At 74.7% G+C, this 15,487-nt stretch carries 11 protein-coding genes; 5 read left to right on the plus strand and 6 right to left on the minus strand.

What is annotated here, in order from left to right; all coding sequences use genetic code 11:
- Positions 1-22: 22 nt before the first annotated feature.
- From prfA to WMF39_RS48850, 3 genes are read left to right on the plus strand one after another with little or no spacing between them, the layout of a single operon-like run.
- Positions 23-1,117 (plus strand): peptide chain release factor 1, encoded by a 1,095-nt coding sequence (prfA, locus tag WMF39_RS48840; protein WP_437743279.1) that lies wholly within the window; start codon positions 23-25, stop codon positions 1,115-1,117.
- Positions 1,117-1,704, plus strand: coding sequence for a hypothetical protein (locus WMF39_RS48845; protein ID WP_437743280.1), 588 nt, complete (start codon positions 1,117-1,119; stop codon positions 1,702-1,704). Before prfA ends, WMF39_RS48845 begins: the two co-directional genes overlap by 1 nt.
- A 9-nt stretch (positions 1,705-1,713) precedes the next feature.
- Positions 1,714-2,052 (plus strand): histidine triad nucleotide-binding protein, encoded by a 339-nt coding sequence (locus WMF39_RS48850; protein WP_437743281.1) that lies wholly within the window; start codon positions 1,714-1,716, stop codon positions 2,050-2,052.
- Positions 2,053-2,101: 49 nt separating this feature from the next.
- On the opposite strand, the gene WMF39_RS48855 is transcribed toward WMF39_RS48850, so the two are convergent.
- From WMF39_RS48855 to asd, 3 genes are read right to left on the minus strand one after another with little or no spacing between them, the layout of a single operon-like run.
- Complete coding sequence (locus tag WMF39_RS48855; RefSeq protein ID WP_437743282.1) at positions 2,102-4,156, minus strand: FAD-binding protein; 2,055 nt, start codon at positions 4,154-4,156, stop codon at positions 2,102-2,104.
- 20 nt (positions 4,157-4,176) lie between these two features.
- The gene (locus tag WMF39_RS48860; RefSeq protein WP_437743283.1) at positions 4,177-6,552 is read right to left on the minus strand and encodes a methyltransferase domain-containing protein; all 2,376 of its coding nucleotides are present in this window, start codon (positions 6,550-6,552) and stop codon (positions 4,177-4,179) included.
- On the minus strand, positions 6,549-7,391 hold the full coding sequence (gene asd / locus WMF39_RS48865) for an archaetidylserine decarboxylase (protein WP_437743284.1): 843 nt from the start codon (positions 7,389-7,391) through the stop codon (positions 6,549-6,551). Before asd ends, WMF39_RS48860 begins: the two co-directional genes overlap by 4 nt.
- 429 nt (positions 7,392-7,820) lie before the next feature.
- Here asd and WMF39_RS48870 point away from each other — a divergent pair, with 429 nt between their 5' ends.
- Entirely contained in the window at positions 7,821-8,663 is an 843-nt protein-coding gene (locus WMF39_RS48870; RefSeq protein WP_437743285.1) for an MBL fold metallo-hydrolase, read from the plus strand.
- Between the two features lie 56 nt (positions 8,664-8,719).
- The gene (locus tag WMF39_RS48875; RefSeq protein ID WP_437743286.1) at positions 8,720-10,201 is read left to right on the plus strand and encodes a sigma-54-dependent Fis family transcriptional regulator; all 1,482 of its coding nucleotides are present in this window, start codon (positions 8,720-8,722) and stop codon (positions 10,199-10,201) included.
- Positions 10,202-10,294: 93 nt separating this feature from the next.
- Here WMF39_RS48875 and WMF39_RS48880 read toward each other — a convergent pair whose 3' ends face one another.
- From WMF39_RS48880 to WMF39_RS48890, 3 genes are all read right to left on the minus strand, one after another.
- The gene (locus tag WMF39_RS48880; RefSeq protein WP_437743287.1) at positions 10,295-10,900 is read right to left on the minus strand and encodes a hypothetical protein; all 606 of its coding nucleotides are present in this window, start codon (positions 10,898-10,900) and stop codon (positions 10,295-10,297) included.
- Between the two features lie 143 nt (positions 10,901-11,043).
- A complete protein-coding gene (locus tag WMF39_RS48885) occupies positions 11,044-12,609 on the minus strand; it encodes a hypothetical protein (protein WP_437743288.1) in 1,566 nt (521 codons plus the stop codon).
- Positions 12,606-15,461 carry a DUF4175 family protein gene (locus WMF39_RS48890; protein ID WP_437743289.1) on the minus strand — a complete coding sequence of 952 codons (2,856 nt, stop codon included), beginning with the start codon at positions 15,459-15,461 and terminating at the stop codon, positions 12,606-12,608. Before WMF39_RS48890 ends, WMF39_RS48885 begins: the two co-directional genes overlap by 4 nt.
- Positions 15,462-15,487: the final 26 nt, after the last annotated feature.

Genomic DNA, 15,487 nt, shown 5'->3' on the forward strand with positions numbered 1-15,487 from the left:
CCGCGTCGTCTTCGGATTGCAGATGCTACCTATCGCGAAACTCGAGGCGGTTCAGCGCCGCTTTCAGGAACTCGAGCACCTCATGTGCAGCCCGGCGGTGCTCTCCGCGCCGGCCGAGCTCCAGCGGCTCAACCGCGAGCGGACCGAGATCGAGCCCGTCGTCGCCGCCTTCGCCCGGCTGCGGGACGTCGAGCGGCGCATCGCCGAGGATCGCGAGGCGCTGAGCGATCCCGACCTGTCCGAGCTCGCGCAGGCGGAGCTTCCCGAGCTCGAGATCGAGCGCGAGCGGCTCGCCGCCGAGCTCGAGGTGCTCCTCCTCCCGAAGGACCCCAACGACACGCGGAACACCGTGATCGAGATCCGCAGCGGCGAGGGCGGCGAGGAGGCGGCGCTCTTCGCCGCCGATCTCTTCCGCATGCTCTGCCGCTACGCGGAGACGAAGCGGTGGAAGGTCGAGGTGCTCAACCTGAGCGAGGCCTCCGCCGGCGGCTACAAGGAGGTCGCGGCGCTGATCACGGGGCAGGACGTCTACTCCCACCTCCGGTACGAGGGCGGCGTCCACCGCGTTCAGCGGGTCCCCTCGACGGAGACGCAGGGGCGGATCCACACCTCGACCGCGACGGTGGCCGTGCTGCCCGAGGCCGACGAGGTCGACGTGCACATCGACGACAAGGACCTGGAGATCTCGATCGCCGCGTCGGGCGGCCCCGGCGGCCAGGGCGTCAATACGACGAACAGCGCCGTGCAGATCAAGCACCTGCCGACGGGCATGATCGTGAAGTGCCAGGACGAGCGCTCCCAGCTGAAGAACAAGGCGAAGGCGATGAAGGTGCTCCGGAGCCGGCTGCTCGAGCTCGAGCAGCGCCGGCAGGAAGAGGCCCAGAGCGCCGAGCGAAGGACCATGGTCGGCACGGGGGAGCGGGCGCAGAAGGTGCGGACCTACAACTTCCCGCAGAACCGAGTGACGGATCACCGGATCGGCCTCACGCTGCACAAGCTCGACAAGATCATCGAAGGGGACCTCGACGAGCTCATCGGCGCGCTGCGCACGCACCGCCAGGCAGAGCTCCTGCGGCGCGGCGGGCTCTCGGGGCCCGCGCTGGAGCCCGCCACGTGATGGGGGCGCCGTCCATCGAGAGAGGGGCGCCGCCCGTCGATCTGGAGGCGCTGCTCGTCGCGCTCGTGCTGGCGCCGTCGACCTTCTCGCGAAACCGCTTCTTCTCGCTGTACGCCGATCCGGAGGCGCGCCGGGTGCGGCGGCGGGCGGCGCTGCTCAGGAGCATCGTGCGGCAGCTGGTCGCGGGCGCGGACCGCGCCGGGCTCGCGCCCGCCGCGAGCGGCGGCGCGCTGCTCACCTACGACGTGCCGTCGCTCGGGTTGAAGCGCACCGCCGCGCTCGACGCCCTGGAGCTCGCGGTGCTCCGCACCGCGGTCGCGCGCGGGGCGGTCCCGCGGGCCGAGCAGCCGGGCGGCGGGGGCGCCGCGCCGAGCTCGGCGACAGGCGCCGCGTTGCCGCATGAGCTCCTCCCCGAGCCGGCGGACACGTCGCGGATCGAGCGCGCGCTCGCCCGGCTGCTGCCCGAGGGGAAGGCCGGCGCAGCGCTGGAGTCTCCTGGCGAGGGGGAGCCGGGAGAGCCGGACCCCGGGACCAGGGCGCTGCCGCGTGACCGGGCGCGGCGTGACTCGCAAGCACCCTGGGAGTAGGAGGCGGCCATGTGCATCTTCTGCAAGATCGCGAACAAGGAGATCCCGTCGAAGGTCGTGTTCGAGGACGAGCACGTCATCGCCTTCCACGACGTGAACCCGCAGGCGCCCACGCACGCGCTCGTCATCCCGAAGCGCCACATCGCGGGCATCGCCCAGGCCACGGCCGAGGACGAGGCCGTCCTCGGCCGGCTGCTCCTCGCCGCGCGGCGGGTCGCAGAGCTCACCGGCATCGCGGAGAGCGGCTTCAGGACCGTGGTGAACAGCGGCGCGAACGCCGGCCAGACGGTCTTCCACATCCACGTCCACGTGATGGGTGGAAGGCCGATGGCCTGGCCTCCCGGCTGAACGCCGTCCGCGCCGTCCGCGCTCCGAGTGAGCGCCGCGCCGACCGCGCTCAGCGGACGCCGCGGGCGGCGCTCACCGCCGCGTCGAGCCACGCCGCCTCGTCGTCACGGAGCGACGGCTGCCTCGCCAGCGCGGTCGGCAGGGCGCGGGACCGCGACGCGCCGTGGGCACGGAGGTGCGCGGACGTGATGGCGCCGACGCGCCCACCCACGCCGAGGAACAGCGCGAAGAGATCGGGGCCCACCGCGCGCCGCGGGGCGGGCCGCACCGCGAGCTCGGCGCCGGACGCGAGCCGCGCGGTGAACCCGGCGACGAGGTGATCGACCGGATCGCTCCACGGATCCGGGGCGCCGGGGGCGCCCGCCGCGATCCACGCGTCGAGCGTCAGCTCGGGCGAGGTCGCGCTGAAGTCGATCGCCAGCGTGAGGCCGCGCTGCTCGAGGGCGCGCTCGATGTCGCCGAGGCGATCGGTACCGGCGGCGTGCACGAGCATGGAGTCGCCGTCGAGCACAGGCGCCGCGGGCGGCGGCGGCAGCGGGCGCCGCGCGGCGGGGGACGCCTCGCGCGGGAGCAGGTTGCCAGGGTTCATGACGCCGGCGGGGTCGAAGACGCCGCGGAGCGCATGGATGACGTCGACGCCGAGGCCGAGCTCGGCGCCGAGCCGTGGCGCCTTGCTCCGGCCGACCCCGTGGTGATGCGAGAGCGTCCCGCCGGCGTCGATCGCGGCGTCGAGGGCCGCCCGCCAGGCCGCGTCGTACTTCGCCTCGGCCGCCGCGACGCTCGGCGCGCTGCCAGCGAAGGTGAAGTAGATGCTGCAGCCGTCCGGGTACGCGTGGGACAGGTGAGCCATCACGAACACGTGGCGCCCGAGCGCGCCGCGCACCGCGCGGTAGAGCCCGTCGAGGCGCGACCAGGGCGCGGCGACCTCCATGGTGTCGCTGAACGCGCCCGCCATGAACACGGGCGCCTGGCGGTAGCTCACGCTGTAGCGGTGCGCGAGCCAGTGGCGCGCGGGCTCCTCGCCGAGCGGCCTGGCCCCGCCGCGCTCCGCGATCGCCGCGGCGCGGGCGAGGTCGTCCGCGCTCGCGCGCGCCGTGCCCTCGAAGATGAGGATGAGCGTCGCGCCGCGGAGCACGCGCGACCCGACGCCGTCGACGATCTGGTTGAGGAGCCCCGGCGCGCGCAGCAGGCCGCGCAGCACCGCGGCGCCGGCCCCAGGGCCGCGCGCGCCGTGCCCCCGAGCGGCCGCCCCCTCGGAGGATTCATCGGCTGCGCCGGCGTGGGCGCGCTGCCGGCGCACGGCGCCCAGCCGGGCCATGAAGGAGTCGAACGGGTCGTAGAGCCGCGAGACCGCCGGGCGGAGGCCGGCCTGGAACATCGCCCGCATCGCGTCCCATCCGGCCTCGACGCTGGGGAACGAGAACGCGGCGAACGCGCGCGCCGGCGGCGCCGGGTGCAGCCGGAGCGTCGCGGCGGTGACCACGCCGAGCACGCCCTCGCTGCCGATGAGGAGCGGCGTGAGATCCGGGCCTCGCGCGCGCCGATCGAAGCGGACGATCTCGCCGCGGCCGACGACGCACTCGAGCGACGCGACCATGTCCTCGATCTTGCCGTAGAGCCCGGAGCACTGGCCGGCGCTGCGCGCCGCGACCCAGCCCCCCACGGTCGAGCAGAGGATGGACGACGGGAAATGGCCGAGCGTGAAGCCCTCGGCGTTGAGCTCCTCCTCGAAGCGGATGCCGAGCGCGCCGGCCTCGACCTCGACCGACGGGGCCTGACGATCGAGCGAGCGGCGGCGGGAGAGCCGCTTGAGGTCGAGCACGACCGTGCGCTCGTCCGGCAACACGCCGCCGCACACGCCCGAGCCCGCCCCGAAAGGCACCAAGGGGAGCCCCTCGTCCGCGCAGAAGCGCACCACCTGGGCGACCTCCTCCGCGGAGGACGGCCAGACGATCATCCCGGGCCGGTGCTCGGCGATGCGGCCCTCCGTCACCGCGAGGTGGTGCCGCGGCCAGAGATCGCGGGCGTAGGCGATCTGATCGACGGGGGAGGCGCTGCGCGGGATCCCCGGCAGCGCGCGCGCGATCGCGGCCTCGAAGCTCATTCGCGGGGAGCCCTAGCGCCTCAGCTCCGCTCGGCAAGGACGATGAGCCGCGGCGACTCGGAGCCGAAGAAGACGCCGGGGTGCGCAGGGTGTCCGGTCACCTCGGTGACCTTGAAGCCCGCTTCGTGGAGCACCTTGCCGAGCTCGTGCAGCCCGTAGAGGCGGAGCGAGTAGTCGAGCTCGCGCGAGCGGCCGTCCTCGAACATGACGGTGCGCTTCACCTTGAGCCTGCTCGTGAAGAAATCCACATGCATTTCATCCATGCAGACGCAGCCGTCCCCCTCGAACCAGACAAGGCTCGGCTGGCGGGACGCCACATAGTCGCGGTTGACGATGTCGAGCAGGAGCATCCCGCCCGGGCGGAGGGCGCGGCGGATGCGGGCGAGGACATCCGCGTTCTTCTCGTCGTCGAAGTAGCCGAAGCTCGTCGACCAGCAGTAGACGCCGTCGAAGGTCTCCTCGAACGTCATCTCGCGCATGTCGCCCTGGAGGAAGTTCAGCTTCTGGCCGCGGTCCTGCGCTTCGTCGGCGGCGCGGGCGAGCATGGCGAGCGACAGGTCGTAGCCGACGACGCTGTAGCCGCGGCTGGCGATCTCGATCGCGTGGCCGCCTGCGCCGCACGCGAGATCGAGGATCACCGCGCCCTTCTCGACGCCGAGCCGCTCCTCGATGAAATCGACCTCGCGGCGAACCACCTTGCTGTCGATCTTGTCGAGCGTGCGCAGGAAGTCGTCGCCGAAGAGCTCTTCCCACCACGGGCGCTTCCGGCGCGCGGCGGGCTCGGTCGAGGGGCCGGAATCGTGCTCGACCTGCTTCGCCGCGGGCGCCGCGGCGGGCGCCGCGGCGGGCCGCGCGGACGCGGACGGCTCGCCGTGCGACGAAGGCGCCGACACGGGCGGCGCCGACGCGGGCGGCGGCGGCACCGAGCTCGTGAACGTCGCGAGATCCGGCGATGCCAGCGCCTGCGCGCGCGGGCGCCGCGGCGGCAAGGGAGGCGGCGGTGGCTTCTTGGGGTGCGTGGCGTGCGGATCGGCCTGCGCGGCCGAGCCCGGGTCGGCGAGCTCGGCGTCGCGCTCGGGCTCGACCTCCTCGAGCTCGACCTCGGTGCTCCTCGGCGGCACGGTGATGCGCGTCGCGTCGCCCTGCGCCTGCTGGCCTTCGCCGCCCGCGGGAGAAGCGCCCGACAGCTCGGCCTTCGCCTCGGCGACGGGCTCGGACTCGGGCTCGAGCTCCGCGACCTCGTCCGCGCCCGCCCCCAGCGGCCAGTCCAAGGGGTGCGCGTCGATCTCCGGCGCCGAGGCCTGCCTCCTGGGCCGCCTTCGAGGCTGCGGCTGGAGGGCGTCGAAGGCGGCGTCGCGCGCCGTCGGCGGGCCCTCGGAGAGGCCTTCCGGGAACGACTCGAGGCCCATCCCGGTCGGGACATCGTCCGGCCGGATCCTGAACTGGAGCGGCGGCCACTCGTGCTCCGCCGGATCGGTCAAGAGCGGCGGTCTGGCGGGCTCGATGGCCAAGGTGACCGGCGGCACCGGCGGCAGGTCCGACTCGATGTTGACAATCTGCAGCGGCCGGATCACCGCGACCGAATCGGGATCGATGATGAGTCCGCTCGGCGCCGGCGTCGGCGGCATGCTCGAGGATTTCGGTGACGGGCGCGGGACCGCACGGGGCGCGACCAGCTCGGCCAGGTTCGCCGCCGCCGCCGTCGCCGCCGCCGGCTTGCTGGGGGGCCTGGATCCATCCAGCGCGGGCTCGCTGGGATGCCTGGGGGCATCGAGCGTCGGGTAGCTGGGCCGCCTCTCGGAGGCGCTAGGCCACCCGTCGTCGTCCGCCTCGTCGCGCGAGCGCTGCGCCGCGGCATCCTCGGGCACGGTGGCGCGGTCGTGCGTGGCGACCTGATCGTCGCCCTGCTGCGCTGCGTCTCCAGACACGTTCACGAGCCGTCGCGAGCGCCGTCGCCCGGTCTTCGCGCCCTCGCCGCGCTCCACCTCCGCCGCCCGCTCCACCTCCGTCGCGAGCGACTGCCAGGACCGCCTGGAGCTGGGGTTCGTCGGCAGGGGAGCGCCGTGCCGCGAGCGCTCCGTGGGCGGTCCGGCGATCCGCGGGTCGAGATCGAGGTCCGGGATCTCCGCGATCTGCCCGCTGGAGCTCCCGTCCGCGATGCCCGCGATGACATCGAGGCGCGGCAGCGGCGTCGTCGTCGCGAGCTGCGGGCGCGCGCTGGGCGAGCGCTCGGGCCGTGGAGCGGACGCTCGCGCGAGGAGCGAGCCCTGCTCTCCCTGCGGCGCCGGTGCGGCCGCGTTCCCTGCCTCGCCCGGCAGCGGCGCGTCGGGCTCTCCGGAGGCGCCGCCTTCCTGGGCGGGCGTAGCCAGGGGGTTGCGCGGCCGCTCGCTCGTCATCGCTGGCCCCCTCCGTCCAGCGGCTCGCCGTAGAGGATCGGCCCAGGAGCCCTGCTCCAGGGGGGCGCCACCCCGCGCTCCACGAACATGACCGCGGTGGATCCGAGGTGGAACTTGCCGATCTCCTCGCCGCACGCGACCGGAAGTGCCGGCGAGATCGTGTGCAGGCCGAGCGGCACGTCGCGCGCGTCGACGGCGCTCACCGTGATCCGTCCGACGATCATCGCGCCCACCATCACCACCGTAACGCGCCCCTGGCGCTCCGTGTCGATCACGATCGCGACGCGCCGGTTGCGCGCGAAGAGGCCCGGGACGTGGCGTTCGCCGATCGCGTTCACCGGGAACAGCTCCCCCGGCATCGAGCGGATGAGGCTCACCCGCCCGGCGACGGGCGAATGGACCCGGTGGTAGTCGCGGGGCGACAGGTAGACGATCGCGAACTGCCCGCCGTCATAGCGCGTGGCTTCTGCGGGGTCGCCCACGAGGTCTTCCACGCGGTAGGGCTGCCCTTTGATGGTCAGCCGCCCGCCCTCGGTCACGGGGCCGATCGCTTCGACCCGTCCGTCGGCAGGGCTGGTGATGGCTCCGGGATCGGAGCAGACAGGGCGCATCCCCTCGCGGAGCTTGCGCGTGAAGAACGCGTCGAAGCTCTCGTAAGGGCTCGTCAGCACCTCGGCGGCGTCCATGTCGACGCGGTACGCGCGCGCGTAGAGCTTCACCACCGTGTTCAAGACGGCGGCGGGTGCTCTGGCGTCGCAGAGGCGGCCAACGGCCCGGGTAATGCGCTCTCGCGGAAGCACCCGCAACAGCTGTGCGGCGGCGTAGGTGGCAACGGTCATTGTGCGGAGCAGCGGTAACGATGCGGGAAAGAGAGCGGTGCAGGAATGCTAGGCCTCAGGAAGGACCTTGGTCAACGCTCGGGTCAGGCGAACCTTCCAGCGTCGGCGCGGTCCCCAACCAGCGAGGGAGCTCAGCCTTGACGCGACGCACAGCGCGATCCGAGGCGCGACGCCAGGCCCGTCCCCCGCGCCCCACGTTTCTCCACGTCGCTGCGAGCGCGTCAATCGCGAAGCGCCGCTCCGCGCAAATGGGGGCGCGAGGGCCCGCGGGCCGTCCGCTCGACGCGCTCCATTCTGAAGCGGCGATCCGGACCTCGCGCTGCAACTTCGATCGACCTCCGCGGGCGCAGCAGAAAAGCTGAGCGATTTCAAGTACATGCCTCCTGGCACGCCGCTCGCTGAAGAGGGCCGAGGAGGCTCGCAACAACGATGGAGATCAAGTTCTGGGGAGTTCGCGGGAGCATCGCTTCGCCTGGGCCGGAGACGGCTGCGGTGGGCGGAAACACAAGCTGCGTGGAGGTTCGCTGCGGATCGTCGCGGATCATCCTCGATGCAGGGACGGGCGTACGCAAGCTCGGAGATGCCCTGCTCCGGGAGGGACCGGTCGAGGCAACGGTGCTGCTGTCGCACCTGCACTGGGACCACATCCAGGGCCTGCCGTTCTTCGTGCCGGCGTACCTGCCGAGCTCGCGGCTGTCGTTCGTGGGCAGCGCGCACGGGGTCGGGAGCCTCCGCGAGGTGCTCTCGACGCAGATGGCCGCGCCGAGCTTCCCCGTCCGCATGGACGAGCTCTGCGCGCAGATCGCCGTGCGGGAGGCGCGGCCGGGCGAGGCGTTCGATGTGGGCGAGGTGCACGTGCGGATCGCCAAGCTCAACCACCCGGGCGGCGTCCTCGCCTACCGCGTCGAGCACGAGGGCCGCAGCGTCGTCTACGCGACCGACACCGAGCACTACGCCTGCGTCGATCCGGCGCTGCGCGCGCTCGCGGACGGCGCCGACGTGCTCATCTATGACGCGCAGTACACCCCGGAGGAGTACCGCGGCGACGGCGGGCGCTCGAAGGTCGGCTGGGGGCACTCGACGTACGTCGCGGGCGCGGAGATCGCGCGGGCGTGCGGCGCGCGGAAGCTCGTCCTGTTCCATCACGACCCGCAGCGGACGGACGCCGGCGTCGCGGAGATCGAGCGCCTCTCCCGCGAGCTCTTCCCTGGCTCGGTCGCCGCGCGCGAGGGGCTCTGCATCCACGTCGAGGCCCTCGCGCGGGCCGCGTGATGACGCGGATGACGACAAGCGCGGCGCCCTCTATGCTGGACGCTGCTCCGCTATCCATGTCGCGCCTCTCGCTGCTCGTCGATCTCGCCTCCCTCCTCGCCCGGGAGGTCGACTTCGACGCCCTCCTCGGCACGGCGTGCGAGCGGCTCGCGAAGGCGCTCCGCGCCGACCGCGCGACGATCTGGCTCGTCGACGCCGAGCGCGGCGATCTCGTGACGCGCGTCGCCCTGCTGCCCGAGCTCCCCTCGCTCAGGCAGCCGCTCGAGCGCGGCATCGCCGGGCACGTGGCCACGACCGGACAGGTCGTGCGCGTCGACGACGCCTCGCGCGACCCGCGCTTCGATCCGTCGGCGGACCGGGCGACGGGCTACACGACGCGCTCGATGCTCGTCGCGCCCATCCGCGAGGACGGCGCCGCGCCGGTCCGCGGCGTCGTCCAGCTGCTGAACCGCGCTGGCGCGCCCTTCGACGAGGAGGACCAGCGCTACCTCGTCGCCCTCGCGACGCAGCTCGCCCGCGCCCTCTCGCTGACGACGCTCCGCGCTGCCGAGGGCGGCGGCCCGGGGGTCGTGCTGCAGGGGCCGTTCAATCGGATCGTCGGCCGGAGCGAGCGGCTGACCGCCGTGTACGAGAAGGTCCAGCTGGCGGCCCAGACCGACGCGACCGTGCTGCTCCGCGGGGAGACAGGCACCGGCAAGAGCCTGTTCGCCCGGGCGATCCACGTCAATTCGCGGCGCCAGACGAGGCCCTTCGTCACCGTCGACTGCACGACGCTGCCGGCGCAGCTCGTCGAGAGCGAGCTCTTCGGCCACGAGCGGGGGGCGTTCACCGGCGCGGACCGGCGCGTGCCGGGCAAGGTCGAGCTCGCCGAGGGAGGCACGCTGTTCCTCGACGAGCTCGGGGACCTGCCGCTCGACATCCAGGGCAAGCTCCTTCGCTTCCTGCAGGACCGCTCCTTCGAGCGCGTCGGCGGTCGCCAGTCGCTCCGCGCCGACGTCCGCGTCGTGTGCGCCACGCACTGCGACCTCGAGCGCGCGGTCGCCGAGGGGCGCTTCCGGAAGGACCTCTACTACCGCGCGCGCGTCGTCGAGATCGATCTGCCGGCCCTGCGCGAGCGCGGCCCCGACGACGTCGAGACGCTGGCGCGGCACTTCGCGGACGTCTACGCGACGAGGTACGGCAGGCCGTCGCCGCGCTTCGATCCGGACGCGCTCCGCCACCTCCGCGCTCATACGTGGCCAGGCAACGTGCGCGAGCTCGAGCACTGGGTCGAGAGCGCCATCGCCCTCGCGCCGGACGGCCGCATCTCCGCGGGGCACCTCCCGACGCGCCGGGGCGAAGGCGCCCCGCCGCACGCCGCCGCGGCGCCCGAGGGCGACGCGCGGGTGGCGCTGCCGCTGGGGCTCACCCTCGACGAGGTGACGCGGCGCTACGTCGAGGCGATGGTCCGGGCGTGCGAGGGGAACAAGACGGAAGCGGCGAAGCGGCTGGGCGTCGGCAGGAACACCCTGGCGCGCGCGCTCCGCGCGAAGCACTGAGGCCGCGCTGTGCGCGCGACCTCCTCCGGCCCGACGCCCGCGCCGCGCGAGGCCCGCGGAGACGCGGGCCGCGGGGCGCAGGCGCGACCCTCCTCACCCCGGGTCCACCGGGAACGTCAGGCCGATCCCGGCGATCGCCGCGACGGCCGATGTCTTCCACCGCGCGGCCGCGCCGGCCGTGAGCAGAGGGCGCGCCAGGACGACGTGCAGCTCGAGGAAGCTGCGCAGCTGGAGGTACCGCGCGATGCGCCACTCGGCGCCGCCGCGCGCGCCGGAGGTGAGCAGCCAGAGGACGTCGCCTTCCGCCTGGGTGACGCTCTCTGAGACGGGCGCGCGGACAGCGCCGAGCTGGACGACGTTGCACAGGAAGACGTCGTCCCGGTGCCTGCAGAGCGACATGACCCCCAGCCCGACGCTGATGCGCCGCGGCCCGGCGCTCGGCAGATCGCTCGGAGGGCCGCCCAGCGCGACGAGCGCCCGCGCCTCGAGCGACACGGACAGGTCGGACCAGCGGAGAGCGGCGGCGGGCGAGAGGCCGAGGCCCGCCGTCGGTGTCAGGCCAAATGCCAGCACGGAGGACGCGCTGAACTCGCTGTGCACGCGCGGCTGCGGCGCGCGCTGCGTGCCGTGGGCGTAGGCCGGGGCCGGCAGGGCGAGGCCCAGCGCGATCATCAAGGGGATGCGACCAGGGTTCGGCATCCCGCGCACCGTAGGAGCGCGCTCCGGCGCGACGGAATCCGGAGCGGGCGCCCTCGCGAACAAACCGCCGCTCGCGCGCCATTGCGTCGAGCGGCGCTATTTCCTCGGCTCGCCGTCTTTTTTTGGATCTCGGACGCGACGGGCTAGCGCGCCCTGCGGCGCGCGGCCTCGCAGAGGGCCGAACGGAGGGGATCGCCGGGGAGATCGGGCGGCAGCTTCTCCTCGCAGGCCACGTCGGGGTTCAGCGGATCGAGCGCCGTGCCCGCCGAGAAGGCGCGGTCCCCGTCGGGGCCTCCGTGGAGCAGCCCGTGCAGCGACCACCACCGGCCGTAGCGGCTGTGCACGTCCTCCACCCGCTCGACGAGGGGCGAGGCGCTCGCGCGCTCGCCCGACGCCAGCAAGGCGGCGGCGAGGAAGCAGCGCACCGCCGGCTCGTGCGGCGCGAGCGCCTGCGCGCGCGCGTGCTGGACCGCGGCGGCGGCGCGGTGGCCGCGGTCGTGGAGCAGCTGGCCGAGCCGCACCCGCTTGCTCACCTCCTGCCGGTGCGGCATGTCCGCGCCGGGCGCGAGGTCGAGCGGCACGTCGGCCGGCACGCTGGCGAGGTAGGCGCGCCAGCGCTTGTCCCAGGCCGCGAGGTCCGCGCCGGAGATCTCGGCGATCGCCCGCTCGAGGTCCGCGTCGCTGCTCGCGTCCTTGAGCCGGCGCAGGAGCTGCGGCAGCGCCGTGTCGCCCGCCTCCCTCGTCCAGTAACGGATGAAGCTCGCGACCTCGGCGAACACGACCGCCGCCTCCTCCGCGCTCGGGAGCATCGCGATCGAGGGGCCGATCTTGTCGAGCGGACGCCCGAGGCCCCTCTGGATGCCCAGGAAGGCGATCGCGTCCGCGGACGGTACGTCGTCCAGCGGGTCGGGCTCGCGCCAGCGGACCTCCTCGCGCTTGGCCACGCCCTCCTGCAGCCACAGCGGGGCGTTGTCGCGCGTCCCGCGCGACAGGGCGAGGTGGGTTATCTCGTGCGCGAGCGTGTCCAGCCAGGGGTAGCCGCTCGGCGTGGCGCGCGGCGAGAGCATCGTCACCCGCCCCCACTTGGCGATGGCGACCGTGCCCGTCGTCCGCGCCGCGTCCTCGGGCAGCCCCGTCATCGCGGAGAGCGTGAACTGATCGCGGACGAGATCGATCCGCAGCGGCCGGAGGAGCTCGACGCCGAGGTCCTTCGCGAGCACGTCGCGCGTCCTCGCCGCGACGTCGACGAGGAGCGGCACGAGCGCGCGATCGTCGTCGTCCTGGAGCCGCACCCAGACGCCGCGCTCCTCGTCGTTCACGACGACCGTCGCCGCGGTGGCCCGGGCGCAGCCGCGCGCGATGTCCCCGAGCGCCGCGCCCTCTGCCGTCGCCGCGAGATCGGGGCGCGCGAGGATCGCCGAGGCGGCGTCGCAGTCGCCCTCGTAGATGGCGAGGCGGCCGCGCTCGAGCGCGAGCGCGAGGTCCGCCGGATCCGCGTCCTTCAGGGCGTCCCGCGCCGCGGGGACGTCGATCTCCAGGATCGCGGCCCGGGCCCGCGCCGCGCGATCGAGATCGCCGACCGTGAGGCGTCCGGACGCGGTCGCCGACGCCGTCGCGAGCCCGGCGAGGATCGCCGCCCGGAGGCCGCGCCTCGCGATCGCCGTCGCCCCGCGCCGAGCCGTGGCCGCCCCACCGCCTGTGCGCGTCATTTCAGGAGCCCCTCCGCGTAACGCTTGACCGCCTCTCGCAGCCGCGGCTCCGAGGTCCCCCCGAGCCCCTCGAGCACGCGACGGCGGAACTCCTCGGGGCCCTTGTGCTTGTCCTTGTCCGGGATGTCGGCCTTCCTCGCCATGTTTCGATCCCCTTCCGACTCGGCGTCGCCGTCCTGACCCTGGTCCTCGCTGCGCGACATCTCGAGCAGCCGCTGCGCGTCGCGCTGGCGCTCGTTGCCGCCCTCGCCGTCCCCCTCGGCGAGGGCGCGCTGGGCGTCGCGCATCGCCTGCTCGGCCTCGTCGAGGCGATCGAGCATCTCCTCGGGCATGCGGCCGTCGCCGCGCTCGCCCCGCTTGCGGAGATCGCGCGCGCGGTCAGCGAGCGACCCCTCGCGCTGGCTCGACTTTCCAAGGCCGTCCCGCGCCCGCTCTGCCGCCGCCTGCCGCAGCTTGCGCAGCGCCTCCTCGGCCCAGGCCAGCTCCTCGGCGAGCGCCTGCTGCGCCTCGCCGGCCTCGCGAGCGGCGCGCTCCTCGGGGAAGAAGCCGCCGGCCTGCGCGCCGAGCCGCTTCGCGTCGCCCAGCGAGCGCATCGCGCCCCGGCCGCTCGTCACCGCTTCCTCGGGGCGGCCCTGCTCCAGCGCGCCGGCCATCGCCTCGGCCTGCTCCCTGCCAGCCGCCGCGGCGGACTCGGCCGAGCCCGGCGCCGCGCCCGGCTGCGGCAGGTCCCGCACGGCCTCTCGGATCGCCTCCGCGTGCTTCTTCGCCTCCTCCCGGAGCGCCGCGATGTCCTCGGGCCGCGACGCGCGCGAGAGCTCCTCGGCGACCGCGTTCGTCTCGGCGGCGTGATCGCGCGCGAGCTCCTCGAGATCCCGCTCGCTCTGGGCGACGCTCTCGTCGGCGTTCGACGCGTCCCCGGGGTCAGGCCCGCGCGGCGCGCCCGACTCCACCCCGCCGCGGCCGCCGCCGCCGAACGAAGGCTCCGGCCGCCTGAGCCGGGCCGCGAGGTCGCGCGCCGAAAGCTCGGCGTGCAGCCAGTCGCTGGCGCCGCGGGCGCGCGCGATCCGGCGCAGGTCGTTCGCGACGATCTCGCCGAGGTCGAGGCCGAGCTCGCCGAGCTTGCCGAGCTCGACCCCCCCGCCGCCCAGCACCGCGACGGCCGCCTCCAGGCGGACCTCGCCGCCCTCGCGGTCGCCGCTGCCCAGGAGCTCGGCCGCCGCCGCCGCCTCGTCCGCGACGTCGGCGAGCCGCTGCGCGACGGCCCGGGCGTCGCGGTGGCCCAGGCCGCGCAGGCCGGCGTCGAACGCGAGCAGCGCGCCCTCGGTCTCGTCGAGCAGCTCCTGGTGCGCCGCGCGGGTCGTCGACTTCCGCTCGGCGGCGAGCGCCGCGTCGAGCCGGGCCAGCTGACCTCGGGCGAGCGACGCGACGCGCCCCCGCACCCGCAGCCCGCCGTGATCCGCGGAGAGCGCCGCCTCGACCGCCGCCTTGGCCGTCGCCTGCACCTCGGCCTCGTGCGCCGCGTGCGCCTTGGCGCCGCCCGCCTCCGGCGTCCTCTGGCCGATGCGGTCGGCGAGCAGATCCGTGAGGGCGTCGCGCGCCTTCACGAGCGCGGCGTAGCGCAGCGCCTCGGGCTCGCCCACCTGCGGCGGGACGACCAGGATGGCCTCGCTCCTGCCCCACTTCGGGCCCTCGATCGGATCGTTGTCCCGCGCCTCGATCCGCACCTCGACGGGCACGTACGTCCTGCGGAAGAAGGGATCGCGCGCCCGGAGCTCGTAGCCTCCGCGGTCGACCTTCGCGTCCGCCGCCGGCCGCGAGAGCACCCGCCGCTCCTCCTTCGCTCCGGCGCGCAGGACGAGATCGACCTCGCGCAGGCCGTGATCGTCGGTGATCTCGTAGCGGAGCGGGATGCTGGGCTCGTCGAGGAGCTTCACCGTGCGCGGCGCGCCCTCGAGCGTGACGCGCGGCGCGTCGTCCGGGATCGACACGACGCGCTGCGCGTCGGCCTGCCGGACGCGCACCTGCCCGAAGCGCGCGGCCGCCTGGAGGGTCGTCGACTCGCCGAGCGTCCAGCGGGCGACGACGCTGCCCTTGCCGTCGTCGACGAACGGCACCTCGGCGCCGCCGTCCGTCAGCACGAGCGCGCGCCCCGCGCGGACGGGGCGGCCGCGCACCGTGATCACGGTCCCGCGGGGCTGCATCGTCGGGGCGAACGGCAGGAGCTCCTCCGCGCCCTGGTGCAGGTACTCGGGCGGCGCCGCCGTCATCTCGACCTCCTCGATCCACGGCAGATCGAGGGGAGCCTCGCCGCCGCGGGCGGCGAGGACGTCCAGCCCCTCGACGACGCGCGACGGCTCGATCGCCGCCGCCGCGAGCGCCGCCGCGCCGAGGGCGAGGCCCGCGCTCGCCCACCGCGTCGCCGCCTGGCGCGCGCGCTCGACGACGCGCGCCTGCGAGGCGCGGCCGAGCAGCCGCCGGAGGTGCAGGCCGGCGAGCTCCGGCGAGCCGACGCGATCGTCGGCCGCGGCGCGATCCGCGAGCGTGAGCGCCCGCAGGGTGGCGGCGCCGAGCGCCTCGTCCGTGCGACCGATGATCTCGCGCACCGTGCGCCGGGCGTCGCCGCGCCGCAGCCGCACGAGGATGGCCCGCGCGGCGATCGCCGCGAGCAGCAGCGCGAGCCCGGCGCCGGCGAGCCCGCGGGCGAGCGGCGACCCCACGCGCGCCACGTGCGCCGCGCCGAACAGCCCTGCGCAAGCGGCCGCGGTGAGCGCGCGGCGCGCGGAGGGGCCTACCTCCGCATCCCAGACGGAGCGCAGCCGCGCGATGGACAGGGCCGGCGCCTCGTTATCCATGGAGAGGCAAGGGTAACCGGCGGGAG

The sequence above is a fragment of the Sorangium sp. So ce1504 genome (genome assembly GCF_051521635.1).
In the GTDB taxonomy this organism is placed as follows: Bacteria; Myxococcota_A; Polyangia; order Polyangiales; family Polyangiaceae; genus Sorangium; species Sorangium cellulosum_B.